This is a genomic window from Mucilaginibacter rubeus, from assembly GCF_003286415.2.
GTDB classification, from domain to species: Bacteria; Bacteroidota; Bacteroidia; order Sphingobacteriales; family Sphingobacteriaceae; genus Mucilaginibacter; species Mucilaginibacter rubeus_A.
Genome location: NZ_CP043450.1, coordinates 6,060,022 through 6,086,684, shown reverse-complemented (window position 1 = coordinate 6,086,684; position 26,663 = coordinate 6,060,022). Strand labels below are relative to the sequence as shown.

Sequence of the window (26,663 nt, the reverse complement as noted above, 5' to 3'; positions counted from 1 at the left end):
GGACCTTTCCGGGGTTATGACCGGATCTCAAATATATAGCACAAAATACAGTGCGGGATGGAGCAGTTGGTAGCTCGTCGGGCTCATAACCCGAAGGTCGTAGGTTCGAGTCCTGCTCCCGCTACGAAGAATGAAAGCCTCAAATGAAAGTTTGAGGCTTTTTTGTTTTGCACTACATCTGAAATCTTCCGGTATACCAATTCGTGGAAATTATAAACTTCAAATATTAATCAGCATAACGTTTTGGGAATAAAGTCTTTTCTTTTAATATTGTGTAATCTCTTAGAAAAGAATGCTTTATCATTTAATTAAACCAGTTATGAAATTAAGACTCATTTTGTCATTTTTCCTCTTTGCTACTTGTTTTACTGTATTTGGTCAGGAAAAACAAAACACAGTTACTGTTGAAAAAGGTTTAGTTAAAATATCCATCATGTATCCCTACGCCGAAGGTAAAACCTTTAATATGGAGTATTATGAAACCAAACACATGCCCATGGTAGCACGGTTTTTAGGATCAAATTTGGTTAAATATACTATTGAAAAGGGAATTGCCAGCGGTGTTCCTAACCAACCGTTGCCTTTTATGGCTATTGGTACTTTTTATGTAAAAAGCCTAAGCAAATATCAAGCGGCTATAGCGCCTAATATAGGCACCATTCGTTCGGATTTTGCAAATTACACTAATGTAACTCCTATTATTTTGGTAAGCGAGGTGGTAAAGTAAAGATGGTTGAAGTTCTTGTCAGGTCGCAGATAGAAATTTAACAGCAGTATGTTATAAGTTTCGTATTGTTTGCTAAATTAAATAGCATTTGCTATCTTTGTATCTCTTCACTAAATTTGTAATTATCCTCCAACCATTTATGTTCAGCTCTGAAAACATTTACACTCTAGAACAAATAGATAAACTTGGTAATGCCATAGTTTTTTTGTGCGAGCGTATGGGGGAACTTTCTAAAACAAAATTGCTGAAATTGATCTATCTGATTGAAGAAACTTCAGTTAAAAAATACGGCGTCCCCTTTTTTAATATTCGCTTTGATGCATGGCATTTAGGGCCAGTATCGCGGGACTTGTTTGTGGAGATCACAGGAGAAACGATCCTCCTGGATCGCTACATTGATAAGGTGAACGAAAATGGCACGATCAATGTGGTGGCTAAGCAAGCCTTTTCTGATGACGAGTTTAGTGATAACGAGTTGAAGTTGATGGAACAGATAGCAACGACTTTTAAATATACTGCGGCAGATGAGTTGATACGATTAACACATCGTGAGCATTCTCCCTGGCATCAAACGGCGGCAGAAAACGGTTTGTTAGAGGCATTTGAAAAAAAATTGGCTACATCTTCCAATGCTGAAATTGATTTGAGTCGTATTTTGGCTGGGGATGATGAAAAATTGAAGCGCTATCAAGGTTACAAAGAATTCATGGCTGAAAGCCGCAGCCTGAAACGCTAATGTACCACGCTGGCTCGATTATTTATTTCCCTATATTTTATTTTAAGAACGGCGCCAAGTCGAAAGCCAAGTATTTTTTGGCGTTGAAAGAAATGGAAGCTGATTTGTTACTAGTTAGTCTGCCATCCAGTATTGACCATTTACCGCGTTTTATCGAACAGGTACATGGCTGCCTGGAAATCCCAGAGGGCAATATCTGTTGTTATATTTTTAAAGCCGGTCAGGCTATTTGCGAAAACGCATGGTCGTTCGAACGAGATACTTATCTATATGGTGAGTATCTTGATCAATATGAAATCAGCCTGTTGAATGATATCTACCCAACTGAAAATATCGATTTCGAAATTATTGGTACATTGACCGAAAAGGAGTTAACCGCTGTAACTGTTTGTTTTGCTAACAGCGCCAGTGTTAAACAAAAATATAAACGGTTACTGATTAAATAAATACCCATAACTAAATTTAAAACTCATCGGTTTTCTGGTTCAATAAAAGCCACTTTATTTTTGATTTATGTTTTATCCAATTGCTTAAATGGCGTTATATAAAGACTGTATTTCTGAAGAAAACCAGTTTCGAGTTTAGGTCGAATAGGCTTTTACTTTGATATGCTCCTATTTCTGAAGTAGGTTCTAAGCACTACTAACCCCTTTCGCCCCATTGCTCAATATCCTCCACCCATTGCTGCTTTTTCATGGTTAAGGCAATCAGCAAGGCTGTGCCGCTAAAGGCAAGGGCGTCAAAAGCACTGGCCAGCAAATTTCCCCGGTCGGCGGCTAAGGGTGTAGCTAATGTTCCGGGGACGTGTACCAGCCATACCCAGAGGAAAATTTGAAGCGATAGCAATAAGGCGATAACCCTGATCCTGATACCCAGGATGATTGCGATACCGCTGGCGGAGAGTGTTATCCCGGTAAGCATAACCCAGAAAAGATGATTGGCCATCCATTTAGGAACCATACCCGTTAAGTAGGGAGCGTAAATAATATGCGAAATACCGTAGCTGGTTATCGTGTATAAAAAGAATAAGTTTCCGTACGGTGCCAGCTTTTCTAAAAAGCTTTTCTTAGCAGCAGGGTTTGTGCGGAACGAGTGGGCTACAACGAACGCGCAGCCGGCAAGCGCCAGCTCCTTCAGTGGTGTTGTCCACAGTCCCAGGTGGTATAGTTTATTAGGTTCGGAAATGAGTTCATAAGTTATGTGGGTGCCAAGGAACAACGACATAAAAACGGCACCAAGTATCAGCGAAGCCTTTTTGCCTTTGCCGGGTACCCAAATTAGGATGCCGGTTATAATTAAGTATAAGCCGAACAAATATGACAGGATATTCAAGAACGGCAGCTGCTGCTGGTAAACCGAGAAAAATACGTCTCTAAAAGTTCCGAAGTAAAATTGCTGCAGGCCATATACAATTAACGCCAATGCGTAAAAGGACCTGCCGGTTATAATAAGAATTTTCATGGATTTAGGAATCTGGTCTCTGAATCAAAAATAGAGCTGCAGGGGCACTTAAATAGCTTTCTTCTGCACACAACGGAAATCGTCGGTATCTGGCGTTTACCGAAAAATAAGGTCGTTGGTCGAAAACCGGGCTTGCTTTGTACTCTATCCGAAAAATGGAAACCGAAAATCTATAACTTGCTTAAAAAAGCAGAACCATGACCTTTAATAAGGATATAGCATTCAATGGCATGTTCTGGTCGCTGTATTTTTTATACCAGTGGCTTGGGTTAGCATCGTTGTATGGCGACTACAATGGCTATTTCATCAATGCCTGTATGGCGCTGCCGGTATCATTAGTATTTTCGATACTGGCTGTTCATGTATTTTTCCGGCGATACTATCAAAAGGGTAGGAAAACTGCTTTTTGGCTTGCGGTGATTGTAAGCTCCTGCTTATTACTGCTGATCAGGCGTTATTTCAATTATTATATCATTTATCCGCGCTACTTTCCGATGGCGCTAAATATGCCGCTTTTTTCGGCTGGAAAATTCCTGGTCGATTTTGTAAACCTGTATGCTATAAGCAGCTTGTACGCCTTGTATTACTCGCTGCGTTACTGGTACCAGGAAAAACACCGCGTGCAGGAATTATTACAGCAGCGCACGCTTGCGGAATTGGATCTCCTTAAATCGCAGGTGCAGCCACACTTCGTTTTTAATACGCTGAACAATATCTACGGAACGGCCCTAAAAACAAGTCCGGAAACGGCTGCCCTGATTGCTCATCTGTCGGGCTTTTTAAGCTACAATTTGTACGATGCATCAAAGAATACCATAGCACTTACCGCGGAGATTGATTACATCAAAAGCTATATCGAACTTCAGAAAAACAGGTATGGTAGCAGGGTAGATATAGCCATCAATATTTTGGGGGAAATTGATGATCTACGGTTAGCCCCATTGTTGTTATTGCCGTTGGTTGAAAATTGTTTCAAGCATGGTGTTGGTGATTCTATTGACAAAAGCTGGGTCAGGATCGATGTAGCCAGGCAAGCAGATCGCTTTTCTATCACAATTGAGAATAGTTGTGATGGTGCTACAAAACAGGCGACTTCTGATAACGGGGGTATAGGTTTAGCCAATGTTAAAAAACGTCTTCAGCTGATTTACCCGGGTAAACACGGCCTGAAAATTATTCAGGGGCAAAATTCCTATCTTGTTATATTAGAAATTCAAATTGAAGGTAATGATCAGGTGTTTGATAGTTGATGACGAAGAACCGGCAAGGGAACTGATTAAACTGCATCTGTCGGGTCTTGAAGATTTTGAGATTGTGGCTTCGTTAGGCAACGCGCTCGATGCATTTGTTTTCCTGCAAAAAAATCCGGTCGACCTGGTTTTTCTGGATATTCAGATGCCGAAAGTATCCGGGCTTGAATTGGCAAGGTCATTACAATCAAGCCCCAAAATCATCCTGACTACTGCTTATCGTGAATATGCCGCGGATGCCTTTGAAATGGAGGTGTTTGACTACCTGGTTAAGCCGATTACGCAGGAGCGCTTTATGAAATCAATAGCCAGGTTTATGCATTATTGGAGCGGCAAGGCCGAAATCCCGGAACCGGCGAAGGATAATGATACTGCTTATATGTTTTTTAAGGTAGGCAGAGAACAGGTAAAAATCATGCTCAGGGATATTCTTTACATTGAAGGATTGGCCGATTATATTAAAGTACATACAAAGGATAGATCCTATATCGCTTCCGAAAAGCTCGGCTACATGGAAGAAACGCTTTCCTCAAATTCCTTTGTGCGAATCCACAAATCATTCATCATCGCGATAGACAAAATCACCAGTTTTAACGCCGATCAGGTAATGCTCGATGATAAACCGCTGCCTTTGGGCAGACTTTTCAAAGCCGGGTTTTTAAAAACAATTCAGGCCAAAACACAGGATTGATTTATCCTTCGAAAAGATAATCGAGAAAGCTGTGCCAGTTAAACAGTTACCTACCTACAAGTTCAAGCTGCGAATTCACAGTTATTTCTGCCAGTTGGATTTCAAGAATTACCTTGAAATCAGCCTCCGATCGTTGAATCTCTAACCGATGGCCATCGGGATACAGCAAGTCCAATCGTCGCTGTACATTTTTCAGCCCGATACCTCCGTAATGGATTGCCTGGCGCGAGTCATTGTCGGCCCTGCTGTTCGCGATAACCATTTTCAGGATCTGGCCGTCAATTTTAAGATCCATCCTGATCCAGTTCAAGCTATCTGTATGTTTGGATACATGCTTAAACGCGTTCTCTACAAAAGTCATCAGGATAAATGGCGCCACGCCCAAACACTGCGGATAATCATCATCAATGTTAAACACTGTTTTCAGATCGGGGCGTTGCCTTAATTTTTCCAGTTCGATAAAGTTTTCGAGATAGGTAATTTCCTTTTTTAAGGGTATCAGGCTATCGTTCGATTCATAAAGCTGGTGCCTGAGCAATTCAGAAAATTGGGCCAGCGAAGCGGATGCGATATCGGGATTTTTATGGATCAGGAAAAATATGGAGTTGATGCTGTTGAATAAAAAATGTGGGTTGAACTGGTATTTCAAAAACTTAAGTTCGGTTTCCAGTTTTTCCTTCTCCAGTGCCCGCTGCCGTCTTTGCGTTTCTATCCAGTTTTTGGCCAGTTTAATACTCATTGCCAGGGTAGTAGCTGCCAGTGTGGAGCGGAAGGGGTCTTCCTTGACCAGTTCATAAAGGCTTTTAAAATTGGTAGTAAACCCAAAGGTTTTTTCCACACTGCTGCCGGCGTACCATGCAGTTAAATAATACCCGGGTACAATAAATATAGATGCAATAATGATTGTTAAGAACAGGTAAGCCAGATAAGTAATATACCGGCCGGTTGCCAGGTAACGCGGAACCAGGAAATACAAATTAAAATATACGGCGAATGCCGGAAAAATTACATAAAAGAAGCACTTGATAAAATAAACGGAAAGGAAAATATGCCTGACAGCGTCTGTAGCGCTATCAACCTTCAGGGCCCACAATAAGTAATCGTACAACATCCAGAAAGGAATATGATACAATTTATACCGGATGAACCAGTTTTGCCTCATGGGAGTAAAAGTCATAGTACTAATTTAGTCAATCGGCTGATATTTACCCACATTGCATATGAACGGAGCTAAATAATTGACGAAATGCATTGTACAGCTTACATCCGGCAAATAAGCCCTTTGCATTGCCATTTTTCTGCAAATTCTTCTCGTTGCCGTATTTCATCAATCGGATACAGGTGCTCATCAATCTGTTTTTTCTGTCCGGAATAAGAGCGGTTCTTTTGGCTAAAACATACAATACATGAGATCCTTTGCCATCTCCTTATTATGCCTGTTTGTAGCCATCGGTGCATTTGGTCAGGTAACCGGGCGCATAGCCGATACTGCGGGTAAACCTGTCCCGTTCGCTACAGTAGCATTGTTGCGGATAGCTGATAGCACGGTTGTTAATTCCGCCGCGGTAACTGATGCCGGAACTTTCCGCGTCAACAATATACATCCCGGAAAATACACCCTGCGTGTAACTGCTGTAGGATATCAGGCCTATAAATCGCCAGTTTTTAATATCAGCCCCGGGCAGGAAGCAGACCTGGGCCGCCTGGTAATAAAGCAAACCGGCAGGCAACTGCAGGAAGTGGTGATCCGTGCGGTCAAGCCGCAGGTACAGCAAACGGCCGAAGGGCTGACGGTTAATGTACAAAATAGCATCATGACGCAAGGCAGTTCAGTACTGGACGTATTGCAGCGGTCGCCGGGCGTTATTATCGATCAGCATAACAATACCATTGCCCTCAACGGAAAAACAGGGGTAAAGGTGATGATAGATGGTCGGCTCATGCGAATGTCGATGGATCAGTTGATAACCTTGTTGAATAGTATGAGTGCAGATAATACCACGCAGATAGAACTCATGAATACACCGCCTGCAAAGTACGATGCCGAAGGCAATGCCGGTATCATTAATATCGTAACTAAAAAAAGTAAAAAACGAGGCACTAATGGTTCAATTACGCTTACGGCGGGCTATGGCGTGTTTGAAAAAGCCTCGGCAGGGTTTAACATTAACCACAATACTGGTAATGTTAATCTTTATGGATCGTATTCCTACTGGCACGCTCATGACTATGGCGGCCTTTATGCCACGGGCTCCGAAAACGCGGCGATAATAGGCGGACAAACAGATTTTAGTTATACGGGCATAAACAAGCCTATCGCTAATTTTAACGATGGCACTATCGGGGCAGATATCAAACTTGATACCGGGGCAACTATCGGGGGCAGCATCAATTATTGGGGTGGTGGCAATACCAGTCAGCCTCATAACTATGGCTATTACATTTTTGAGAGTGCGCCCACACTAACCTACAATTCGCTGTTTGATAACTCAAGTCACATCGGTAACGCGATCACCAATTTATATCTCGACAAAAGCCTGAAAGGGCAGCAGAAGATCCGTGCTGATTTTGATTACCTGTATTATAACACCCGGTCGCTGGCCAGTTCAGAAAGTTCATTTACCGATGATAAGGGTAACACGGCAGGTGGCGGCGATAGTCTTTATTCGCCTAAACAGCGCAGCTTTGGCAATACAACAATAAAAGTTTCAATCGGCAAGCTTGATTATTCTGCCAAATTGAACAAAAAAATAGGATTCGAGACCGGTGCCAAAGTTACCTATAGCCGAACTGCGGCTAACTCTGGTATAGAGGATTTTGAAAATGGTGTTTGGGAACCTAATACTGTTGGGGCCGGGAACAACTTTGTCACTTACGAGGCAATTGAAGCGGGTTATGTCACTTTTAATATGCAGCTTGATTCGGTTAGCAGCCTGGTTGCAGGCGGCCGTTACGAGTACTCGCATAACTATACCGATAAATCAACCGATGTTAATTACCGGTTAGACCGCAAGCTTGGAAGATTTTTTCCATCCGTATTTTTCTCAAGAAAATTAAACGATCACTCATCCTGGCAGGCATCGTATACGGAAAGGATCACGAGGCCTTCGTACAGCGAGCTGGCTTCCTACGTAAGCTATAACGACCCGGTATCGGTTTTTACAGGGAACCCGCTCTTAAAACCTGCAATTACCCGGAATCTTAAATTTGGCTATAATTATCACGAATACCTGTTTTCCTTATTGTTCAGCCGCGATGATCATCCCATTCTCGGCATCCAGGGAACGCCTGGGCCGGTAAAAGGAGTGGTTTATCTACGGCCGGAAAATGGCGACTGGCAGAATTCCGTAACCCTACAGGCAACAATTCCGGTTAAGATCAACAATTGGTGGGGTATGACCTATACCCTAACCGGGGGACTAACGCAATACAGGATTTCATTTACCCCTAATCCCCTGGAAAAAATCTTCCTGGCCGGCTCTTTTAACTTTAGCCAGAACTTTAAATTTCAGCATGGCCTCTCGGCCGAGTTATCCGGCTATTATAATTCGCCTTCGTACAGCGCCAACTGGCACTCGTATAGCAATACCATTGTAAACCTGGGCGTCAGGAAAGATTTGGGTAAGGGAAACTTAAAACTTTCAATTTCTGATATTTTCAGGTCCGGTAGCTATCAGAGCGATGTTGGTCTGCTTACCACAGATGCTTTTAACACCAAAGTACACGTGAGGTATAATACAGAATCCCGGCTGGGAACAATTGTAAAACTGAGTTACTATCGCCCGTTTGGGACAACAGGTAAGAGCCGGGAGAAAAGGGACAGCGGCTCAGGCGAAGAGCGGAGCCGGTTGTAATCAGCTTTGGCATCCGGAACCGGACGGGTATATGTCCGGTTTTGTTACGATGTATTTCTATCTAAATAGGTTATCTTTGTGGAGATCAATGTGTTGTATATTTGGAACAACGATTGAGCCATTTAAGCTGATTGAAAACCTATACATTCCATATCAACGCTTATGATATTGCCTTTTTAGGAACTATTTTCCTTGGAGCAGGCTTTGCCATGCTTTTATGGTTCACCAAAAGAGTGAATAAGGCGGCAAACCGCTTCCTGGCCCTGGCGCTGATGGCTGTTGTTTTATACATGGCCCGCATATTGTCTATTGATATTGAATTGACGAACTATATCACACGTTGGAGTTGGTTGCCATTACAGTTTTCGCTGGCATCTGGTCCGTTGATTTTCTTTTACGTGCTTAAATTAACCCATCCTAAGTATAAGATCCAGTTTAAGGACTTATTGCATTTTATTCCGCTATTGTTTGAATTGAGTGTTCAAATTTTGGAAGTTAACGAAAGCATAAGAACAGGTGTGCCTGCCTATAATACAACCATTTTTCAACAGTTAAATCCGGTATTGCAGATCCTCGCGTTTGCTTCGGTCATTACTTACCTGTATTTATCTCACCGGCTTATAGAACGTTTTTATGCGCGTATAAAATTTAATAATGGTGATAGGTACCGGTATGAGATGAGGTGGCTTCATCATTTGTTAACTGGTTTCGGTTTGCTATGGTTATGTTGGACACTCTTTGCTGCTGTCGATTATTGGAGTTATCATCATACATTAAGGGTATATGCTTATTATCCCTTTTACCTGCTTTGGGTGATACTAACCATCAGGACTGCAGCTATTGCTTTTTTAAGACCAGAAGTTGGAGTGCCTGCTGTTGCACCCGTCCTTTCAAAACCTGCGGCACCGGCAGAGTTAAGGCAAAAGGGCACCTGGCTGAAGCGGGTATTAAAAGCTAATCAATATTATCTGGACCCGGGGCTTAGTTTGCGTTCGCTGGCGGAAAAACTTGAATTGCACCCTAACGAACTATCCCGGATCATTAATACCGTGCTCAAAAAAAGCTTTAATGATTTCATTAATGAATATCGCGTAGCTGAGGTAGCCTGGAAAATGCAGGATCCCACTAATGAACATTTAACCCTGCTTGGCATCGCGCTTGAATCCGGCTTTAATTCCAAAACTACCTTTAACCGCGCGTTTAAAGAATTAACAGGTAAAAGCCCCGCAGAATACAAATCTGAACTCAAAAAAGAGCGACCATATTATAATTTGGAGCGCCAGCCCCGTTTTGCGACGGTATTTTTGTACCAGGAAACGGCCCCGAAATGGACCGGTATGAAACCAAATCGCAAAGCAATGATCAAAAATTACTTCAAAATCGCCTGGCGCAATCTTATGCGTAACAAAAGCTACGCTTCCATTAATATTACAGGTTTGGCAATAGGCATTGCCGCCTGCCTGCTGATATTCCTCGTTGTGCAGTATGAAACAAGTTTTGATAATTTTCATGCTAATAAAGACAGGATCTATCGCGTTGTGACAGCGAACAGCGGTCCCGATGGTACGCATGCCAATTCGGGGACTCCTTTACCGCTGGCAGAAGGTTTAAAGCTTGACATCCCGCAGGTAAAACAGGTAGCGAATATCATGAAGAATGATGGTTCGCATTATGCCGTGGGGGACGCGCGAAATGTTGGCGCTATGAAGAAGTTTAAAGAAGATCTGGCTTATTATGCTGATCCGGCCTTCTTTCAGATTTTTGCATTTAGCTGGCTGGCGGGAGATAAAAATACCGCCTTAGCAGAGCCTAATACCATTGTGCTATCCCGTAGCGAAGCCGATAAGTTTTTTGGCGATTGGCATAAGGCCATGGGGAAAATAGTGCGATATGAAAATAGGCGCGATTTGAAGGTGACCGGGATATTGGAGGATACACCGGTGAATACTGATTTTCCGTTAAAACTGGCAATATCCTGGATCACGCTTGTTGACAAGGGGGGCGACCTTAGCGGGAATGCCCAGGATTGGATAAGTACTTTCAGCGACAAGAATTGTTACGTTGTTTTGCCCCTGGGCATGAATGAAAAGCAGCTTAACACCGAGCTTGCATCACTGGCTAAAAGACATATCCCGGCACCTTACAACAAAAACGAGATTTTTCAATTACAGGCATTGGCCGATATGCATTATAACACCGAGGTTAATGTGTATAGCAACCACCCCTTTAGCAAGCAACTCATTAATGTTATCAGTTTGATTGGCTTATTTCTGCTGGTTATAGCCTGTGTTAACTTTATTAATCTGGCTACCGCGCAGGCTGTAAACCGCTCAAAAGAGGTTGGCATACGTAAAGTTTTGGGCAGTAACCGGTACCAACTGGTTCTGCAATTTATTGCCGAAACCTTGATCATTACCTTGTTTGCCGTTGTGTTGGCCGCAATTGCTGCCCTTATCACTTTACCAATGCTGAACAGTTTGCTTGAGGTGCAGCTAAGCGGGGGCTTCCTGGCAGACCCGATGGTGATCTTGTTTTTGGCCGGAGTAGTTATTGGGGTTACGTTTTTGGCCGGGTTTTACCCCGCGCTGGTATTATCCGGGTTTAACCCAATGGAGGCCTTAAGAAATAAGATCAATGCCGGGCGCGCGAGTGGTATATCCCTACGGCGGGTGCTGGTGGTGGTGCAATTCTGCATAGCTCAATTCCTCGTGATCGGAACGCTGGTATTGATCTATCAGATGAATTATTTCAAAAGCAAATCGCTCGGATTTAATAAAGATGCTGTAATTACCGTTCCTTTTCCCGGCGATAGTATCAGCAGGGCAAGAGTGGGGGCACTGAAAGATCAGCTTTTGCAGCAACCGGGCATTAAAGCTGTAAGCGTTAGTTTATACGCCCCATCTGATAATGGTGGTTGGTTTAGCGATTTTAAATTCAATAATGCAGACAAGCAGGTTGATTTTGGCGCATGTTTGAAATGGGCCGATGTTGATTATTTCAAATTATACGATATCCAGTTTTTAGCAGGAGGCCCGTACAATAAAGCGGATACCATATCAGGCTATGTTGTTAATGAAACCTTGATCCATAAATTGGGTATCACCGATCCAAAGCAGGTCATAGGTAAAAACATCATGCTATGGAATAACAAAAATCTAAAAGCGCGAATTACCGGTGTGGTAAAGGATTTTAATACAGGTTCACTGCGCACCGCTATTCCGCCAGTATTGATGGGACCCTGGAAAGCACAGTATTCCAGGCTGAATATTAAGGTTAGCCCTCAAAACCTGAAGCAAACCCTGGCCAGTGTTGAAACCCTGTGGAACAAGACCTATCCGGAAGGGATCTATGAATACCAGTTTCTTGATAAAACCATTGCCAGTTTTTATAACAACGAGGAGGAGCTATCCACACTTTTCAAAATATTTGCCGGTATAGCGATATTCATTTCATGCCTTGGCTTGTATGGTCTTGTGTCATTCATGGCTTTGCAGCGCACTAAAGAGGTCGGTATCCGTAAAACCTTGGGAGCATCCGTTGGGCATATTATTTACCTGTTCTCCAAAGAGTTTACTGTGCTTATTGTTATCGCGTTCGCTATATCAGCCCCTATAGGGTATTATTTTATGCATAAATGGCTGCAGGATTTTACCTACAGGATCACTATTGGTCCCGATATATTTATTGTGGCGGTATTGGCATCGGTAATTATTGCCTGGACAAGCGTAGGTTACAAGGCGATGAGAGCGGCCCTGGCTAACCCTGTGAAGAGTTTAAGGAGCGAATAGCAATTCCCTGTTGTTTTTAGATAAAGCTTTTTCAATAACTTGACCTATCTTTGGCTTCAAAAATTTACAAAGGTATTTTCATGGCAAAGGCATCTGAAATTAAAGTAGGGAATATATTACGCTACAACGGCGAGTTGGTAACTGTTACGGAAGTTTTACATCGCACACCGGGCAAAGGCGGAGCTTTCTATTTAGATAAGTTTCGTAACATTAAAACAGGAAAAATTGTAGAAGCCCGTTTGGCTACTGACGAGCAGGTTGAGATTTGCCGGGTAGAAACTAATGATTATCAATACCTGTATGAAGAGGGCGATTACATGGTGATCATGGATAATACTACTTATGATCAGCATAGTATTCCTAAAGCCCTGTTTGGCCCGGCTGCTAAATTTTTGAAAGAAGGGATGAATGTAATTGTATCTTTTGAAAGTGAAGAGCCAATAATGGCAACCGCGCCAAATCATGTTGACCTGGAAATTACTTATACCGAACCAGCTGTTAAAGGTGACACCTCTTCCGGCGCGTTGAAAAACGCGACGACGGAGAATGGCATAGAAATGAAAGTGCCGCTTTTTATAAATCAGGGTGATAAAATAAAAGTAGATACACGTACTGGCGAATATGTTGAGCGTGTAAAATAAGCCATCAGGAATAACTTTTAAATGAAGTTATCTGTATTACATCAAAAAAAGAAGCCTCAAAGCGAAAGCTTTGAGGCTTCTTTGTGAAATCAACATTGTTGAAATGCTCATATCTTATGCTACCTGCCGGCTGTTTTGATCAGTATTTTTGAGTGGTTTCTTTAAATAATCTGATTGTGTTCATTAACAGGATTTAATGTCTTTTATTTAAAGACTTGATATCGTTGCTTGCGGCGGAAACGTAATGAATATTTATTATCACCGGGTATAAGTCTTTTGAAAATTACATGGTAATGGGGTAGTACTTGCGGCGGAAATAATTCCGGATTAAAACCAATACTATGATAAAAGCTTACGCTGAATATTTAACCAAAACGCCAAATCTTGCAGGTAGTAATGTATATAATAATGGGGGATTATTATATTAGCATACTAATCCTTATGCAAGTCATGTTTAAAGTAACTAAACCCAATTATCGAATATGCGTGCTGCTTATACTTTTTTTTATAGCCGCATGCGGGAAATCTAAGGGACCGTTGCCCGTGTCTCCGCCGGTTGTGCGCCCTTCGGTGGTATCTCCGCCTGTCGTAATTCCCCCACCGATTGTAATCCCGCCTGCAGCCCCTGAAACTGATGTTTATGTAAGCGGGAATTTGTTAATTGGATTCAATTCTACCGCCGTGTATTGGAAAGGTAACACGCTTGTTAAATTAGGCGATGGCACTTCAAACACAGTGGCCAAAGCTATCTTTATTAAAGATGACGATGTTTATGTAGCGGGATCCGCAGAGGTCAGCGGGAAAAAGAAAGCTGTTTACTGGAAAAATGGCAGCATGGTTATATTAGATGATGGTGCTGCTACGGATATTGTTGTGCAGGGGCCAGATGTTTACGTATCGGGGAATTTTGATAATTACGTTTATGGAACTTCTGTACCACCTGTTATGGTTGCAGCATACTGGAAAAATGGAGTTATTAATAAGTTGGTAAATCCCATTGGAGATATAAGTGGTGGCCTGCCTAACGCCAATGCATTGGCTATTTCAGTTTCTGGTAATGATGTGTACGTTGGTGGTTTTGGCAACGGTACATATGGTGGCGGTAATATAGTTGCTTTATACTGGAAAAATGGCACAGCAACTAATCTAACAACCTATTCATCAAGTTTTGGTAATTTATCCGCGAAATCTACGGTAAATGACCTTGTGGTTCAGGGAACTGATATTTATATGGCCGGCTTCATTATTCCGGCCACGGGCATCCTGGCGAAACCTACGGACATCGGTGGCGCAGTGTATTGGAAAAATACTATTGGGGTTCAACTATTTGATAATTCTATTTATTCAAAAAGCAGCGTAATTGGCATAAATGGTTCTATCGTTTATACGGCAGGGCCATATGATGCAAGTAACGGTTATTATAAAAAAGATAATGCCGTTGTCATGTTGGGGATGAATGGGCAGGCTCCAAATCCCACGGGGATAGCGTTTTACAATAATGATGTATATATATGCGGATATGGTTCTGCACAGGGTAGTAATAGCGGTATTGCGGGTTATTGGAAAAATGCTTCGTTGGTGATGCTGGCAACATCGGGGGCGCAGGCCACAGGTATCGTGGTAATTAAACACAAGTAGTAGAGGCTTTTTGCGGCGATAAGTTAATATAGGCTTTATGATAGGTAATAGTCAATTTGTGCATTCGCTCAAATTTGATATGTTTGAGGCTATGAACCAGCAACCTAACACCGGAAACCCGGTTAGCCGAATACTTACTGCCAGCCTTATCGGCACTACCATCGAGTTTTTTGACTTTTACATATATGCCACTGCCGCGGTATTGGTATTTCCTAAGTTGTTTTTCCCATCTGCCGACCCCACCTCGGCTACGCTTGAATCACTGGCAACCTTTGCACTGGCCTTTTTTGCCAGGCCTTTGGGCGCGGCGATATTCGGGCATTTTGGCGACAGGAAAGGACGTAAAGCTACGTTGGTTGCAGCGTTATTAACCATGGGGCCATCAACCGTTGCTATCGGGCTTTTGCCGGGCTATGCTTCTATTGGTATTGCTGCGCCGATATTGCTTGCCTTGTTCCGTTTTGGTCAGGGCCTTGGCTTGGGTGGCGAATGGGGCGGTGCGGTTTTACTGGCTACAGAAAATGCACCTGCGCACAAAAAAGCCTGGTATGGCATGTTTCCGCAATTAGGTGCGCCAATAGGTTTCCTGTTATCAAGCGGCACATTCTTCATACTCAGTAAAGCAATGAGCGAAGCTGACTTTTTAAGCTATGGCTGGCGCATCCCCTTTATTGCAAGCGCATTGCTGGTTTGGGTAGGGCTTTTTGTGAGGTTAAAAATATCTGAAACGCCGGAGTTTATGAAGATGGTCAATAAAGAAGAACGTTCAAAAGTTCCCTTTGCTGATGTTTTTGTGAAACATACTGCCGCTATCACATTAGGAACGCTGGCAACTATTACCACCTTTTTGCTGTTTTATTTAATGACGGTATTTACGCTTAGCTGGGGTACTACCGCCTTGCATTATACTAAAAGTTCGTTCCTTATTATACAAATGATATCTATGCTGGCATTTGGGCTGGGAATCCCGCTTTCAGCTGTACTGGCGGATAAATACGGCCGTAACAGCATGCTCATTGTGGCAACAGTCTGCATTATTATATTCGGACTTGTTTTCGCGCCCTTGTTTACTACGGGCAGTTTGACCATGACGGCTGTGTTTTTATCAATAGGGATGTTCCTGATGGGCCTTACTTACGGACCAATTGGCACCGCGTTAGCTGGTATTTTTCCGCCGGCAGTACGCTATACCGGTGCTTCGCTGGCATTTACGCTGGCGGGTATTTTGGGTGCTTCGCTTACGCCGTACCTGGCAACTACATTGGCTCATAAATACGGACTTGCATACGTTGGCTATTACCTAACGGCTGCTGCATTTGTTACGTTATTGGCTTTGCTTGGAGCTAAAAAAATGATGAGGCAGCAGGCAGAGTAGACGGCAAAATCTGGTTGGATGGATAAGATTAAAAGTGGTAGCAGTTGGTATTCATTCGGTGAAGTTTGAATTGTAACTATTGGTTGGTGGCTGTTATGGATTTTGGAACTTCTCTTGCCTGATGGAAAACATTATTTCAAGTTCCTGTTTCCAAAAGCCTTCTTCTGTTATCGCTTTGCTGTCTGCAGCATACATCTTATTTATCAATTCTTCGATCTGGGCATCTGTGAAATTATAACATTGAAAATTATCTTCGGGAGCCTCATCCTGCAATACTTCTGCTTGGAAATCGTGATACAGTATTAAAAAATCCGCTAACATTGCTATCGAACTGTTAAAGTACATTGATGTGAATGAATCTTCGTGATCAAGCTGAACAATTGTGTCGTGGTTGCCGGTGTCAATGGCAATAACATCACCGTCGCGGCAGGAGCCAATAACGACGTATTTATCAAAGCTGTCTTCTTCTTCCAGGTAATCAAATTGCTCAGTCAGTTTGCAAATCCCACTAAAAAGATCGTCGGTATCATTCACGAAAGTGAGGTTGGGTTCACAATAAACAGGTAGCCCGGCTATGTGTAGAAACTCATACGTTTCTTTTCGCAACTTAAATCGATCAAGACGCATTTTGCTCAATGGAGAAAGAGGCTCGTTGGTATTTATCCAACTGTTTTTAAATATCTGGGGTGTCATTATTATTGATAGCCGGTAGCAATAATATGCAATATTTTATAGATACTGGAGCAGCTTCTAAGGCTTGGCTAACAATTTCTCCGCTTTGTTAATGTATTGAATTAGAGTTTATGAATTGATATATTAGATAAACCATTTGTTTACCATGAACCTTACCTTGTCTCAATGCCTTATTTTGAAAATATTCAAAAAATGCATCCTGCGGTGTAGCTTTAGATATGTTATACTGGTTGCGTTTATCACCAATTCCTGTTTTGCGCAGAATGGTAATTTAAAACTATCGGACTTAACCGCCCATCAAAAAAACAGTAAAGTATATCTCCATTTCGACCGGGACAACTATGCGCCTGGCGATACCGCCTGGTTCAAAGCATACCTGGTAGAAGGAGGGAATACGAAATGGAGGTCTAAGAACTTTTATCTCGAAGTTTATACAGGTGATGGACACATGCGGCAACGGATCACAGCCCCAATTTTTGAATCGACAGCTTCCGGGAGCATTATATTGCCAGATACAGGCGGTTTGAAGGGTGTTTATTGCCGTGCCTACACCGCGCAACTTTTAAAAGAAACAGCTGGAAATGGGTACATTACAAGGATACCTGTGATGTATACTGGAACCCATCAGGCAACACAGGATTCAACTGTTGCAAATCCGCATTTCTTGCCCGAGGGAGGTGATTGGATAAACGGGCTCCCGTCGTTGGTTGCATTTAGTTTTACCGATAATAATGATATCCCTGTAAACATTAAAGGTGTTGTAAAATGTGATGATAAAGTGCTTGTTAATTTCGAAACAAGTCATGACGGAATGGGAAACATGACCATGCTTCCGGAAGCCGGTAAAGATTACATTGCTGAATGGAAAACGGCTGATGGATTAAATCATAGCGTCAGGCTTCCCGAGAGGAAATCACGAGGTGTAGCAATGCACGTTAATGACCTCAAAGATGGAAAGAAGTTTTTTGTGTATCGAACAAAGACCGTTGAGGAGAATAACAAGAACCTGGTTATCATAGCTACGATTGACGGAAATCAAGTTTACGAGGCTAAAATTAGCCTGTCTGAGAGTGAAGCCGTGAATGGCGTTATCCCACTTAAAGGATTGCCAACGGGCATCATGGAAATTAAATTATTAAATGCAGACAGGGTGCCAATAGCAGCGCGCCTAACCTTTGTAAATAACTTCAACTACAAATTTGATGTAGATACGCAATTTGTTGCAGTAGATAAGCGAAAGCGCACACTTAATAAGATCCGGTTATTTGTAAGCGATACAATCAGGTCAAATATTTCGGTATCGGTATCTGACTATAGCAGTAGCGGGCATTTCTCCCGGAATGGCGATATCATTTCAAGCCTGCTTTTAACCGGTGACCTGCGTGGTAAAATAATCAACCCTTACTATTATTTCTCGGAGGGGGGAGATAAAGCGAACGAATTGGATTTGGTAATGTTGACGCATGGCTGGAGAAAGTATAATTGGGCGGATTCCGTTGAAAAGCAAAAGATAAGTTCACTTGTCGATCATAATTATTTGACTATAAGCGGAAATGTAAATGCTGCCGCAAAATCACGCGATGGGTTTTCCGGACTGAATATGAATGTAATAGTTCAGGCCGCTGATTCAAGTTCTGTTTTGGTGCCTGTTAAAACCGATAAATCCGGGGCCTTTTTCAAAGACGGCCTTATATTTTATGGGGATGCTAAATTATACTTCAGGCTGCCCGAAAAGTCAATAGAAACAGATCTGCATAGTGCTGTTTTAAATAATGGCTTGATCGATAGCGCCCAAACTTTACGTAAGGAATTAAGGGATGAACAATTCCAACTGATTGGCGATAATAGAAACGTATCTGCCATACCTGTTGTTCATCGTACACATAACAATGTTAAAGCTTTAAAGGAGGTAAAGATTACAGCCAAAGCCATTACTGAAAATCAAAAAGTTGACGAAACATATACATTAGGCATTTTCAGCGGGGGCATTTCCAAAAACTTTAATATTGGCAATGATAAAAAGGCCTTAAACTTCGTTTCCTTGTTTCAATACCTTTTAGGAAAGATACCCGGATTGGAAATTTCAAACCCTGTGTCGCTAACACCAAGTGCATCATGGAGAGGTCGGGTTAGTTTTTTTCTTAATAATCAGAAAAGTTCGGCATCTGATATTCGCAACATAGGGATGGAGGAGTTTGACTATGTGAAAGTATACGATCCGGCCGCCGGAGGGATTTTTGGTGCTTATGCAGGAGTTATTGCCGTTTATACGAAAAAAGGGAAGGGCTATAATTTTAACAACCAGGATAATAAATATAATACGCTTCGGGGATACTCGCCACCCATTGCATTTTACTCCCCGGAATACGCTACCGCAGTTAATCTTGGCGTTCCGGATGTCCGGAAAACTTTATACTGGAACCCAAACATTATTTTTGATAAGCGAGCGAAAGAATATATCATTCAATTCTATAATAATGACCTGGCCGAAAAGTTTAAACTGGTGCTGGAAGGAATAAATTCGGAGGGAAAATTGGCCCATATTGAAAAGGTGTTTTAACATACGCGATATGTTACAAAACTCAGCTAATTAATAATATTATCCCTGATGCTCATTTTGGCTACAAGATCCCCCGGTTAGGCTACTTGCAGCCAGCAGCATCTGCAGACCTTTGATGTATTCAAAATAAAAAATTATGGAACATCAAAATGATAGCTCAAAAGGCACTGGCGCTAAAGTATGGTTTATTACAGGCGCTTCGCGTGGTTTCGGACGTGTTTGGGCCGATGCTGCGTTAAAACGTGGCGATAAAGTTGCCGCTACGGCACGTAAGCTGGAAAGCATTGCCGATTTGAAAGAAAAGTATGGTGAAAACGTATTGACATTACAACTTGACGTAACCAACCCCGATCAGGTAACAACAGCTGTGGAGCAGGCTCACGCCCATTTCGGGCGACTTGACATTGTGCTCAATAATGCCGGATACTCATTGGTGGGGACAATTGAAGAAGGAAGCGCTGACGATGTAAGGGCATTATATGAAACCAATATTTTCGGCACGCTGTCGGTGATCAAGGCAGCGTTGCCTTTGTTGAGGGAACAGGGCGGTGGTCATATATTGGGCACATCAAGTGGGCTTGGCCATGTGACCCTGCCGGTGATAGGCTATTACTGTTCTTCAAAATGGGCGTTTGAGGCAATTCACGAAAGTTTGGCTAAAGAGGTGGAGGCTTTAGGCATTAAAGTGACCATCATTGAGCCTGGCGCTTATGCTACTGAATTTGGCAGCCAGGATTCGTTGAAGTTTGCCGTCGGCATGGATCTCTACACAGATTTTAAAACGAAATTTGTTGACAGTTTAAAAACGATGGAAAGAGGCGACCCGGAGGCTACGCCTGATGCTATATTCAAAATTGTGGATGTGGAGAACCCTCCGCTAAGGTTTTTCCTTGGCAGCCATAATTTACCATGGGTCCGCGCCGCTTATACCGAGCGATTGGCCCTTTGGGAAGAATGGGAATCTGTTTCTAATGCAGCCCAGGGGCAGCCAAAATAAATAATCACAGCTTTGTAAAACACCCATGATAACCGGTATTTAAACATATTATCGGTTATCATTGTATTAAGTTTTGAGATGAAGAAAGAAGAAAGCAGTCCTCATAAATTTGATTCATTATCGGATGTGCACCGGGCTTTTGGTTTACCCAAACCGCTGCACCCGCTGATCAGCCTGATTTCTGCGGCAAACAGCCCGGATACGCCAAGACCGCCGTCCGGCGCTCATGTGCTTAGCTTTTATAAAATCTCATACCGACCAAGACTTAGCGCACCGATAAAATATGGCCAGGATTATTATGATTTTGACGAAGGGGGATTGTTGTTTGCTTCCCCAAACCAGGTTATCGGCGGCAACAACGGGCATAATGAAACCAACTGCGCCCTTTATACCTTGCTGATCCATCCGGACTTTTTGTGGAATTATCCGTTTGCGAAAAAGATCAAACAGTATGGCTTTTTTTCTTACTCGGCCAATGAAGCACTGCACTTGTCGGAAAAGGAAAAAATAACCATTATTTCCATTTTTAAATTTATTGAAGAGGAGTTGAACAGCAGGATAGATGATTTTAGCCAGGATGTTATTATCTCCCAAATAGAATTGCTGCTCAATTACGCCAACCGTTTTTATAAACGTCAATTTATTACGCGAAAGGCGGTAAACAGTGATTTGCTGCTAAAACTGGAAGAAATTCTGGATGAATATTTTGCCGGCGAAAGATCTTCAAGCCAGGGAATCCCAACGGTGCAATACCTTTCCGAAAAGCTAAATATTTCACCGAGTTACCTGAGCGATATGTTACGATCCCTTACCGGGCAAAACGCGCAGCAGCACATCCACCATAAGCTTATCGAAAAAGCGAAGGAAAAATTATCAACCACCAGCTTATCGGTAAGCGAAGTGGCCTACGAGCTGGGCTTTGAACATCCGCAATCTTTTAGCAAGTTATTTAAAACCAAAACAAATCTTTCCCCGCTCGAATTCAGACGGTCTTTTAACTAAAAACAGGGGAGGAGCCCTTTATTAACTTCCCTGTTTATTTCAGATTACCCTCGTGCCAGTAAATCATATACCGGGCATCATGTAATTTGTAAAAAGGGATAAACTCCAGGTTTTTAAACTTGGCAGGACTGATCAGCTCTGGAGCCACAAAAGTTTGCGATTTACCGGCAACTGGTTTCAGGTACTTATCTACATCAGCCAGGTTGCCGGTTATTACAGGAGCTTCGTTTAATGGGTACATTTTCCCACGTGCACGGTAGCCACCAAACTGATCGCCATCGGCAATTAAATTATCAAGATCTGTTGTGTCCGTTTTTGCTGCCAATACAATAGGGCCGTTCAAAAACGCTACATAGTGAGAACTATCCGGCAATGCTTCGGTGCTCAGCTCCATGGGCAAACGTACTTCTATGGCGTCGCCTTTTTTCCAGGCACGGTTAAGTTTTACGTAGGAGCCGGGCTGAGCATCAATTGGTACGTTGGCACCATTGATCCTAATTTGTAGCTTACCGGCTTTCACCCAATGCGGGTAACGAATGTTGATATCAAATTTGCCCGACTTTACCGCTTCTACTGTAAGTTTGGTGGTTTCCTTATCAGGGAATTGGGTTTGTTGTGAAAGCGCAAGCCCTTGCGCTGCCCAGTTTAAGCGGGAGGCGATAAACAGGTTTACATAAATGTTTTTTTGCCGGTAGCTGTAGATAAGCTCGCCGTATTTACCGTGGTTTTCCATCCCCGAACCCACACAGCACCACATATCAACCTGCGGCTGCGAATAAACACGATAATGACGCGGACGCATGGAAGTATAATAAACAAACCCGCCATGACCAGGGTGCTGGCTCGATAGGATATGGTTGTATAAAACCCGCTCGTAAAAATCCATATACTTAACATCTACAGAGTGCTCAAAAAGGTGACGGGTGAGTTTGAGCATATTGTAGGAGTTGCAGGTTTCGGGCCCGGCAATGTCTGTTATCATTTTGGTAAAATTACCCGTCGGGTTAAAATGCTCATTAACACTGTTGCCACCTATCACCACCGAGCGGTTATTGGTTACGGTTTCCCAGAAAAACTGTGCTGCCTTGCCGTAGTCCGCGTCGCCGCCAACTTCTGAAATACGTTGAAAACCTACAGCCTTAGGGATCTGCATGTTGGCATGCAAGCCGTTAAGTTCATCATGCCCCTGGATCAATGGGTTTAAGATCTCTTTATGCGAGAACCTCCGGGCCAGATTAAGGTATTTATCCTGCCCGGTTATAACTGACACATCTGCAAATACTTCGTTCAAGCCGCCCTGCTCAGAAATAAGCATGGTTTGGATCTGCTCATCACTCAATTTGAGCGAAACTCCATAAATATAATCTGTAAGGCGAACCAGTATCGTTTTAGCCTCAGCTTTTCCGGCAATGGTGTAGGCATCCCTCAAGCCAGCAAAAAGCTTATGAATGTTATATAGTGGTACCCATTTTTTATTTAGGGCGAAAGTATCAGCTTCAATTTTACCTGCGGCAATATCCTTCCACATAGCGGTGCCCCCTGGTGTACCACCAAGGTAGCCGCTTCCTGTTTTATTCTGGCAGCGTTTTAGTTCGGCCAGCATATAGTCTAACCTGCGGTTCAGTTCAGCATCGTGTGTAGAGGCATACATGAACGAGAGGGCCGATAAGTAATGACCACCTATGTGCCCGTCCAAGCCGGTGTTTTCCCAGTTTGCATAGCTTTTCTTTTTCGGCTTAAACCCGGCTTCGGTTAAATAGGGGGCCAGTAAACGGTCGGGGTCTAAAGCCAGTATGTATTTTTTATCTGTTAACTGGGCATCCTTAAACACGCCGGGCAAAAGCGTAACCTGTTGCAGTTTAAACGAATGCAGGGCGGATTGGCTTTGCGCTTGAAGGGAAGTATAAAGACACATTAATATCGAAAACAGCGTTAAAAAGCTGCGTGTTACTTTCCTGGTTGTCATGGTTGGGTATTACAATTGGATTAGTAGTACTAAAATAAACAATGATTTTTATAATTGTTATTTCAACACCAATTTTGAGCCTTTTGATCAAGGAAATGAAATAATAGTATCATACCTCCATTATCTTTTTTACAATTTGATTACTATCCCCGGAATTTTTTACCTATCATTACAACATGCATTTTGTAATTGGTTCCAAACTCCTCCTTGTAGCTTGTCTATCACTTATGAAGCCGGTAAAGCCTGCCGTACTTCATGCATCAAAAAAACATAAAGCAAATAAAGCAGCCAAATTGCACAGCCACACCAGGTTAAGGCATCACTACGCTGAAATTGAAACTAATTACGAAACAGGCGAAACCACACCCGACGAACTGGTGGAGTTTGCTCAAACGCTTAAAGGGATCCGGTACAGGTACGGATCAAGCAATCCTGAACGAGGCTTTGACTGTTCTGGTTTTGTGAATTACGTTTTTACTCATTTTGGTATTTCCATTCCTCGCAGTTCTTCAGATTTTGCGCCGGTTAAGGGTATTGATATTAAAGATGCCAAATTTGGCGACCTGATATTATTCACTGGCACCCGCAGTCACAATTACCATAGTGCAGGCCATATCGGCATTGTAATATCACAACCCGGCGAACCGCTGGAATTTATCCATTCTACCTCAGGCGATGAGAATGGCGTTACAATAACTGCTATGAATGACAGGTACCAGCGCAGGTATATTAAAACCATCCGTGTGTTTAAAGGAGATCCACAAGCACAGGAAGAGGATGAAGATGCTGTGCCTGATACCTTACAGGAAGCCCGTTAGTTTTCTTTTTTATTGCAGAGACGCATAATTGCGTGTCTGGTAATTCCCATTACAAGAGCAGCTGCAATGTTCCCTTCGCCGGTTTGCCCATGCCGCGTAACGATTTTTTTAGAGCGGCGGTTTAGCATCGGACAAGTCGTGTTGCGGTTTGATTTTTCAATAATTAAACCAAATGTGCTAACCCATCAGGAAACATCCCTTTAGCTACTATGGCCATATCCAACGCTTCGAGGATCAGTTTGATCTTGCCATTTTCGGCAACCACGCGTCCCATGTAAGTTTGCGGATAAGCCCGACCTGTTGAGTTGACTATGGCATTTACATCGTACTCGCCAAAGGCCTGGTCTGGCGTATCAATATGAACCCTGATGTTTTGAAATTTAAAATTGCCGAATGTATTAGGCAGGTTTTTAAGGAAGTTGTAGATCACTTCGCGGCCTTTCCATTGCCACGGTAAGCCCAGGTTTGCCAGGTAGGGAAGTTCAAAGACGGCATCATCGGCGAATAATTCAATGGCTTTATCTGGATTATTGATATTTTCAAGATAGGCGAGCAATAATTCTTTAGCGGTTTTCATTTTGCTTGTGTTTTATGATCCTGACCGTTCATCGGCGGGGACATCACAAAAGTGCAAAGAGCCCGAAAGCTGCACATTGATGTGTCGTAAGAAAGAAATTGACTTATATCAATGAATTTAACAGGTTAGATGATAGCGTGTTAAGAGATTGTTAACTGCCTGCACCAATTTGTGACACACAGATGTGATAACTTATTGTACATTTGCATTATCAAAACAGTGCGGGATGGAGCAGTTGGTAGCTCGTCGGGCTCATAACCCGAAGGTCATAGGTTCGAGTCCTGTTCCCGCTACGGAACGAGTCAAATCGAACAAGGGCATAGTAAAACCTACTATGTCCTTTTGTTTTTTTAGCGTAAGTTGCTTTAAATGAGCGAGATATAAAAACACAGAATTAACCCGCTCGGTTCGACACTCATCCATTTCCTTGTTGTAGAAGATACCCGAAGGAAAGAGCAGATTTTGTATCCGTTGCTTGGTGAAATAATCGGCCAAAACCCACTTTTTAGCTATGTTAACGGCGAAATCAACCGCAAGGCCGATGCACTCCCGCAGGTTCGACACTTGGGAAGCCTCGGCTATCGCCGTTTCTATGTCGCTTAATTCTTCGTTGTATTTTGCCGTGTATTTATTATAGAGGTCTGCGGTCAGTTCTTCTTCGATAAAGCGCTCTTCCAGCCGTTCTATTTTCTTGTTCAATTCTTGTTGCTTTTGCACAAGCATCATGTGTTCGTCTTGATGACCCTGCATATATTGATTGAAGGTGGCGACAGTTTGTTGTTTGATAAGGTGAAGTACTTCAGGATCGTGGTCAAGTTTGAATGCTTCTAACGCTTCTGCAAAGCGGTCGTTGAGTACCTGTGCGTTGCGGTTGGTGCCACAGCCGATAGTACAGCATTTATAATAGTGTATACCCTTCTTTTTTACGATATATCCGCGCAACGGCTTGTTGCATTTCTCGCACAATAGGAACCGCTTTAACGGGATGTGTTCGTTCTCTTCCTTTATGCTGTAGCCATGGGTATGTGTGTCCATAACGCCATTGACCCGAAGAAACAGTTCACGGGATATTAGCGGTTCATGATTGCCCTGTATGATTTCACCATCCAACATATTATGAGAGAGTAGGCCGCAATAAAAGGGATTGCGCAGCACGGCAGTGATGCGCTGACGGCAAAGCACTACTCCTTTTTGTGCGAGCCGGGCGCGTATGGCATCGTGCGACAAATCTTCTTCAAGCTTCCAAATAAAGGCGTGGCGCAATATTTTTCCGGTTGCGTTTATAACGATCGTTCGCGCGCCATTTTTTTGAATACTGTCATACCCCAGTGGCGGCTTAGTCGGCCAGTCCCCGCGTAAAAGCATTTCCTTCATCCCAGCGGTACATTTCTGACGTCTTAATTCGTTCTCAAACTGATTAAACACCATGACAAGCCGTTGATGCATTTGCCCAGTCGGATTTGTTGTATCCATCGGTTGGGTGACACTGATCACTTCGATATTGAGTTTGCGGAGTTGCGCACTTAGCCAAATCGCGTGTTCGTTACGGCTAAACCTGTCGAGGCTATATACTATTATATGAGAGATGCGTTTTCGGGATTTTTTTACAAAATCAAGCATGCGGGTGAATTCTTTGCGTTCGTCGTTTGTCGCCGACTCGTGCGTTCCTCCAAAACTTTCTACAATTGTGTAATTATGTTTTTTGGCGTATTCGACACAGGCTTTGCGCTGTGTTTCAAGGCTGAGGTTTTCGGTTTGGTCTGGTGTGCTCACCCGTGTATAAATAACGCATTGTGAGCCTTGTACTGCATGTAATTGGCTGCCTTTTCCGAACTGCTGAAAGATTGCTAACTCACTCATAACTAATAGATAATAGATTGTTATTGTGA

20 protein-coding genes and 2 tRNA genes are annotated in these 26,663 nt (G+C 42.8%); 16 read left to right on the top strand and 6 right to left on the bottom strand.

Translation table 11 applies throughout. From position 1 onward, the window contains the following. The first annotated feature begins 51 nt into the window (after window positions 1-51). The 4 genes from DEO27_RS24300 to DEO27_RS24285 all read left to right on the top strand — a co-directional run bounded on the left by DEO27_RS24300 (window position 52) and on the right by DEO27_RS24285 (window position 1,909). Window positions 52-124, top strand: a tRNA-Met gene (locus DEO27_RS24300). 195 nt (window positions 125-319) lie between these two features. After that, complete coding sequence (locus tag DEO27_RS24295) at window positions 320-727, top strand: EthD family reductase (protein WP_112574964.1); 408 nt, start codon at window positions 320-322, stop codon at window positions 725-727. Between the two features lie 139 nt (window positions 728-866). Then, window positions 867-1,463 (top strand): Panacea domain-containing protein, encoded by a 597-nt coding sequence (locus DEO27_RS24290; protein ID WP_112574930.1) that lies wholly within the window; start codon window positions 867-869, stop codon window positions 1,461-1,463. Continuing rightward, the gene (locus tag DEO27_RS24285) at window positions 1,463-1,909 is read left to right on the top strand and encodes a hypothetical protein (RefSeq protein WP_112574929.1); all 447 of its coding nucleotides are present in this window, start codon (window positions 1,463-1,465) and stop codon (window positions 1,907-1,909) included. The genes DEO27_RS24290 and DEO27_RS24285 overlap by 1 nt, the downstream gene beginning before the upstream one ends. 196 nt (window positions 1,910-2,105) lie before the next feature. On the opposite strand, the gene DEO27_RS24280 is transcribed toward DEO27_RS24285, so the two are convergent. Then, window positions 2,106-2,924 (bottom strand): hypothetical protein, encoded by an 819-nt coding sequence (locus tag DEO27_RS24280; protein ID WP_112574928.1) that lies wholly within the window; start codon window positions 2,922-2,924, stop codon window positions 2,106-2,108. 197 nt (window positions 2,925-3,121) lie between these two features. On the opposite strand from DEO27_RS24280, the gene DEO27_RS24275 reads away from it, so the two are divergent. Both DEO27_RS24275 and DEO27_RS24270 read left to right on the top strand, forming a co-directional pair. After that, a complete protein-coding gene (locus DEO27_RS24275) occupies window positions 3,122-4,174 on the top strand; it encodes a sensor histidine kinase (RefSeq protein WP_112574927.1) in 1,053 nt (350 codons plus the stop codon). Then, the gene (locus DEO27_RS24270; protein ID WP_112574926.1) at window positions 4,152-4,865 is read left to right on the top strand and encodes a LytR/AlgR family response regulator transcription factor; all 714 of its coding nucleotides are present in this window, start codon (window positions 4,152-4,154) and stop codon (window positions 4,863-4,865) included. Before DEO27_RS24275 ends, DEO27_RS24270 begins: the two co-directional genes overlap by 23 nt. A 46-nt stretch (window positions 4,866-4,911) precedes the next feature. Here DEO27_RS24270 and DEO27_RS24265 read toward each other — a convergent pair whose 3' ends face one another. After that, window positions 4,912-6,042 (bottom strand): sensor histidine kinase, encoded by a 1,131-nt coding sequence (locus DEO27_RS24265; RefSeq protein ID WP_112574925.1) that lies wholly within the window; start codon window positions 6,040-6,042, stop codon window positions 4,912-4,914. Between the two features lie 229 nt (window positions 6,043-6,271). Between DEO27_RS24265 and DEO27_RS24260 the strand changes: the two genes are divergently transcribed. From DEO27_RS24260 to DEO27_RS24240, 5 genes are all read left to right on the top strand, one after another. Continuing rightward, on the top strand, window positions 6,272-8,719 hold the full coding sequence (locus tag DEO27_RS24260) for a TonB-dependent receptor domain-containing protein (RefSeq protein ID WP_112574924.1): 2,448 nt from the start codon (window positions 6,272-6,274) through the stop codon (window positions 8,717-8,719). Window positions 8,720-8,850: 131 nt separating this feature from the next. Next, a complete protein-coding gene (locus tag DEO27_RS24255; protein ID WP_112574923.1) occupies window positions 8,851-12,507 on the top strand; it encodes an ABC transporter permease in 3,657 nt (1,218 codons plus the stop codon). A gap of 80 nt (window positions 12,508-12,587) precedes the next feature. Then, window positions 12,588-13,148 (top strand): elongation factor P, encoded by a 561-nt coding sequence (gene efp, locus DEO27_RS24250; protein WP_112574922.1) that lies wholly within the window; start codon window positions 12,588-12,590, stop codon window positions 13,146-13,148. A gap of 681 nt (window positions 13,149-13,829) precedes the next feature. Then, a complete protein-coding gene (locus tag DEO27_RS24245) occupies window positions 13,830-14,786 on the top strand; it encodes a hypothetical protein (protein WP_149301884.1) in 957 nt (318 codons plus the stop codon). A 37-nt stretch (window positions 14,787-14,823) separates the two neighbouring features. Beyond that, window positions 14,824-16,161: an MFS transporter gene (locus tag DEO27_RS24240; RefSeq protein ID WP_223818039.1), complete on the top strand. Its 1,338-nt coding sequence runs from the start codon at window positions 14,824-14,826 to the stop codon at window positions 16,159-16,161. Between the two features lie 93 nt (window positions 16,162-16,254). On the opposite strand, the gene DEO27_RS24235 is transcribed toward DEO27_RS24240, so the two are convergent. Next, entirely contained in the window at window positions 16,255-16,854 is a 600-nt protein-coding gene (locus tag DEO27_RS24235) for an SUKH-4 family immunity protein (RefSeq protein WP_112574920.1), read from the bottom strand. 145 nt (window positions 16,855-16,999) lie between these two features. On the opposite strand from DEO27_RS24235, the gene DEO27_RS24230 reads away from it, so the two are divergent. The 3 genes from DEO27_RS24230 (at window position 17,000) to DEO27_RS24220 (ending at window position 21,413) form a co-directional block, all read left to right on the top strand. Further along, the gene (locus DEO27_RS24230) at window positions 17,000-19,414 is read left to right on the top strand and encodes a hypothetical protein (RefSeq protein WP_112574919.1); all 2,415 of its coding nucleotides are present in this window, start codon (window positions 17,000-17,002) and stop codon (window positions 19,412-19,414) included. A gap of 136 nt (window positions 19,415-19,550) precedes the next feature. Then, window positions 19,551-20,411: an SDR family NAD(P)-dependent oxidoreductase gene (locus DEO27_RS24225; protein WP_112574918.1), complete on the top strand. Its 861-nt coding sequence runs from the start codon at window positions 19,551-19,553 to the stop codon at window positions 20,409-20,411. A 78-nt stretch (window positions 20,412-20,489) separates the two neighbouring features. Then, window positions 20,490-21,413 (top strand): helix-turn-helix domain-containing protein, encoded by a 924-nt coding sequence (locus DEO27_RS24220; protein WP_112574917.1) that lies wholly within the window; start codon window positions 20,490-20,492, stop codon window positions 21,411-21,413. Window positions 21,414-21,447: 34 nt separating this feature from the next. Here DEO27_RS24220 and DEO27_RS24215 read toward each other — a convergent pair whose 3' ends face one another. Continuing rightward, window positions 21,448-23,379 carry a glycoside hydrolase family 127 protein gene (locus DEO27_RS24215; RefSeq protein WP_112574916.1) on the bottom strand — a complete coding sequence of 644 codons (1,932 nt, stop codon included), beginning with the start codon at window positions 23,377-23,379 and terminating at the stop codon, window positions 21,448-21,450. A 227-nt stretch (window positions 23,380-23,606) separates the two neighbouring features. Here DEO27_RS24215 and DEO27_RS24210 point away from each other — a divergent pair, with 227 nt between their 5' ends. After that, complete coding sequence (locus DEO27_RS24210) at window positions 23,607-24,197, top strand: C40 family peptidase (RefSeq protein ID WP_190295222.1); 591 nt, start codon at window positions 23,607-23,609, stop codon at window positions 24,195-24,197. A gap of 163 nt (window positions 24,198-24,360) precedes the next feature. On the opposite strand, the gene DEO27_RS24205 is transcribed toward DEO27_RS24210, so the two are convergent. Further along, a complete protein-coding gene (locus DEO27_RS24205; RefSeq protein WP_112574914.1) occupies window positions 24,361-24,774 on the bottom strand; it encodes a nuclear transport factor 2 family protein in 414 nt (137 codons plus the stop codon). Window positions 24,775-24,994: 220 nt separating this feature from the next. On the opposite strand from DEO27_RS24205, the gene DEO27_RS24200 reads away from it, so the two are divergent. Beyond that, window positions 24,995-25,067 (top strand) — tRNA-Met (locus DEO27_RS24200). On the opposite strand, the gene DEO27_RS32045 is transcribed toward DEO27_RS24200, so the two are convergent. Further along, window positions 25,027-26,634 (bottom strand): recombinase family protein, encoded by a 1,608-nt coding sequence (locus DEO27_RS32045; RefSeq protein ID WP_223818267.1) that lies wholly within the window; start codon window positions 26,632-26,634, stop codon window positions 25,027-25,029. The two genes, DEO27_RS24200 and DEO27_RS32045, sit on opposite strands and share 41 nt — an antisense overlap. Window positions 26,635-26,663: the final 29 nt, after the last annotated feature.

Coding starts and splice junctions, on each gene's coding strand:
- DEO27_RS24295 (WP_112574964.1), top strand. CDS start 320: ATGAAATTAAGACTCATTTTGTCATTTTTCCTCTTTGCTACTTGTTTT.
- DEO27_RS24290 (WP_112574930.1), top strand. CDS start 867: ATGTTCAGCTCTGAAAACATTTACACTCTAGAACAAATAGATAAACTT.
- DEO27_RS24285 (WP_112574929.1), top strand. CDS start 1,463: ATGTACCACGCTGGCTCGATTATTTATTTCCCTATATTTTATTTTAAG.
- DEO27_RS24280 (WP_112574928.1), bottom strand. CDS start 2,924: ATGAAAATTCTTATTATAACCGGCAGGTCCTTTTACGCATTGGCGTTA.
- DEO27_RS24275 (WP_112574927.1), top strand. CDS start 3,122: ATGACCTTTAATAAGGATATAGCATTCAATGGCATGTTCTGGTCGCTG.
- DEO27_RS24270 (WP_112574926.1), top strand. CDS start 4,152: ATGATCAGGTGTTTGATAGTTGATGACGAAGAACCGGCAAGGGAACTG.
- DEO27_RS24265 (WP_112574925.1), bottom strand. CDS start 6,042: ATGACTTTTACTCCCATGAGGCAAAACTGGTTCATCCGGTATAAATTG.
- DEO27_RS24260 (WP_112574924.1), top strand. CDS start 6,272: ATGAGATCCTTTGCCATCTCCTTATTATGCCTGTTTGTAGCCATCGGT.
- efp (WP_112574922.1), top strand. CDS start 12,588: ATGGCAAAGGCATCTGAAATTAAAGTAGGGAATATATTACGCTACAAC.
- DEO27_RS24240 (WP_223818039.1), top strand. CDS start 14,824: ATGATAGGTAATAGTCAATTTGTGCATTCGCTCAAATTTGATATGTTT.
- DEO27_RS24235 (WP_112574920.1), bottom strand. CDS start 16,854: ATGACACCCCAGATATTTAAAAACAGTTGGATAAATACCAACGAGCCT.
- DEO27_RS24230 (WP_112574919.1), top strand. CDS start 17,000: ATGAACCTTACCTTGTCTCAATGCCTTATTTTGAAAATATTCAAAAAA.
- DEO27_RS24225 (WP_112574918.1), top strand. CDS start 19,551: ATGGAACATCAAAATGATAGCTCAAAAGGCACTGGCGCTAAAGTATGG.
- DEO27_RS24220 (WP_112574917.1), top strand. CDS start 20,490: ATGAAGAAAGAAGAAAGCAGTCCTCATAAATTTGATTCATTATCGGAT.
- DEO27_RS24215 (WP_112574916.1), bottom strand. CDS start 23,379: ATGACAACCAGGAAAGTAACACGCAGCTTTTTAACGCTGTTTTCGATA.
- DEO27_RS24210 (WP_190295222.1), top strand. CDS start 23,607: ATGAAGCCGGTAAAGCCTGCCGTACTTCATGCATCAAAAAAACATAAA.
- DEO27_RS24205 (WP_112574914.1), bottom strand. CDS start 24,774: ATGAAAACCGCTAAAGAATTATTGCTCGCCTATCTTGAAAATATCAAT.
- DEO27_RS32045 (WP_223818267.1), bottom strand. CDS start 26,634: ATGAGTGAGTTAGCAATCTTTCAGCAGTTCGGAAAAGGCAGCCAATTA.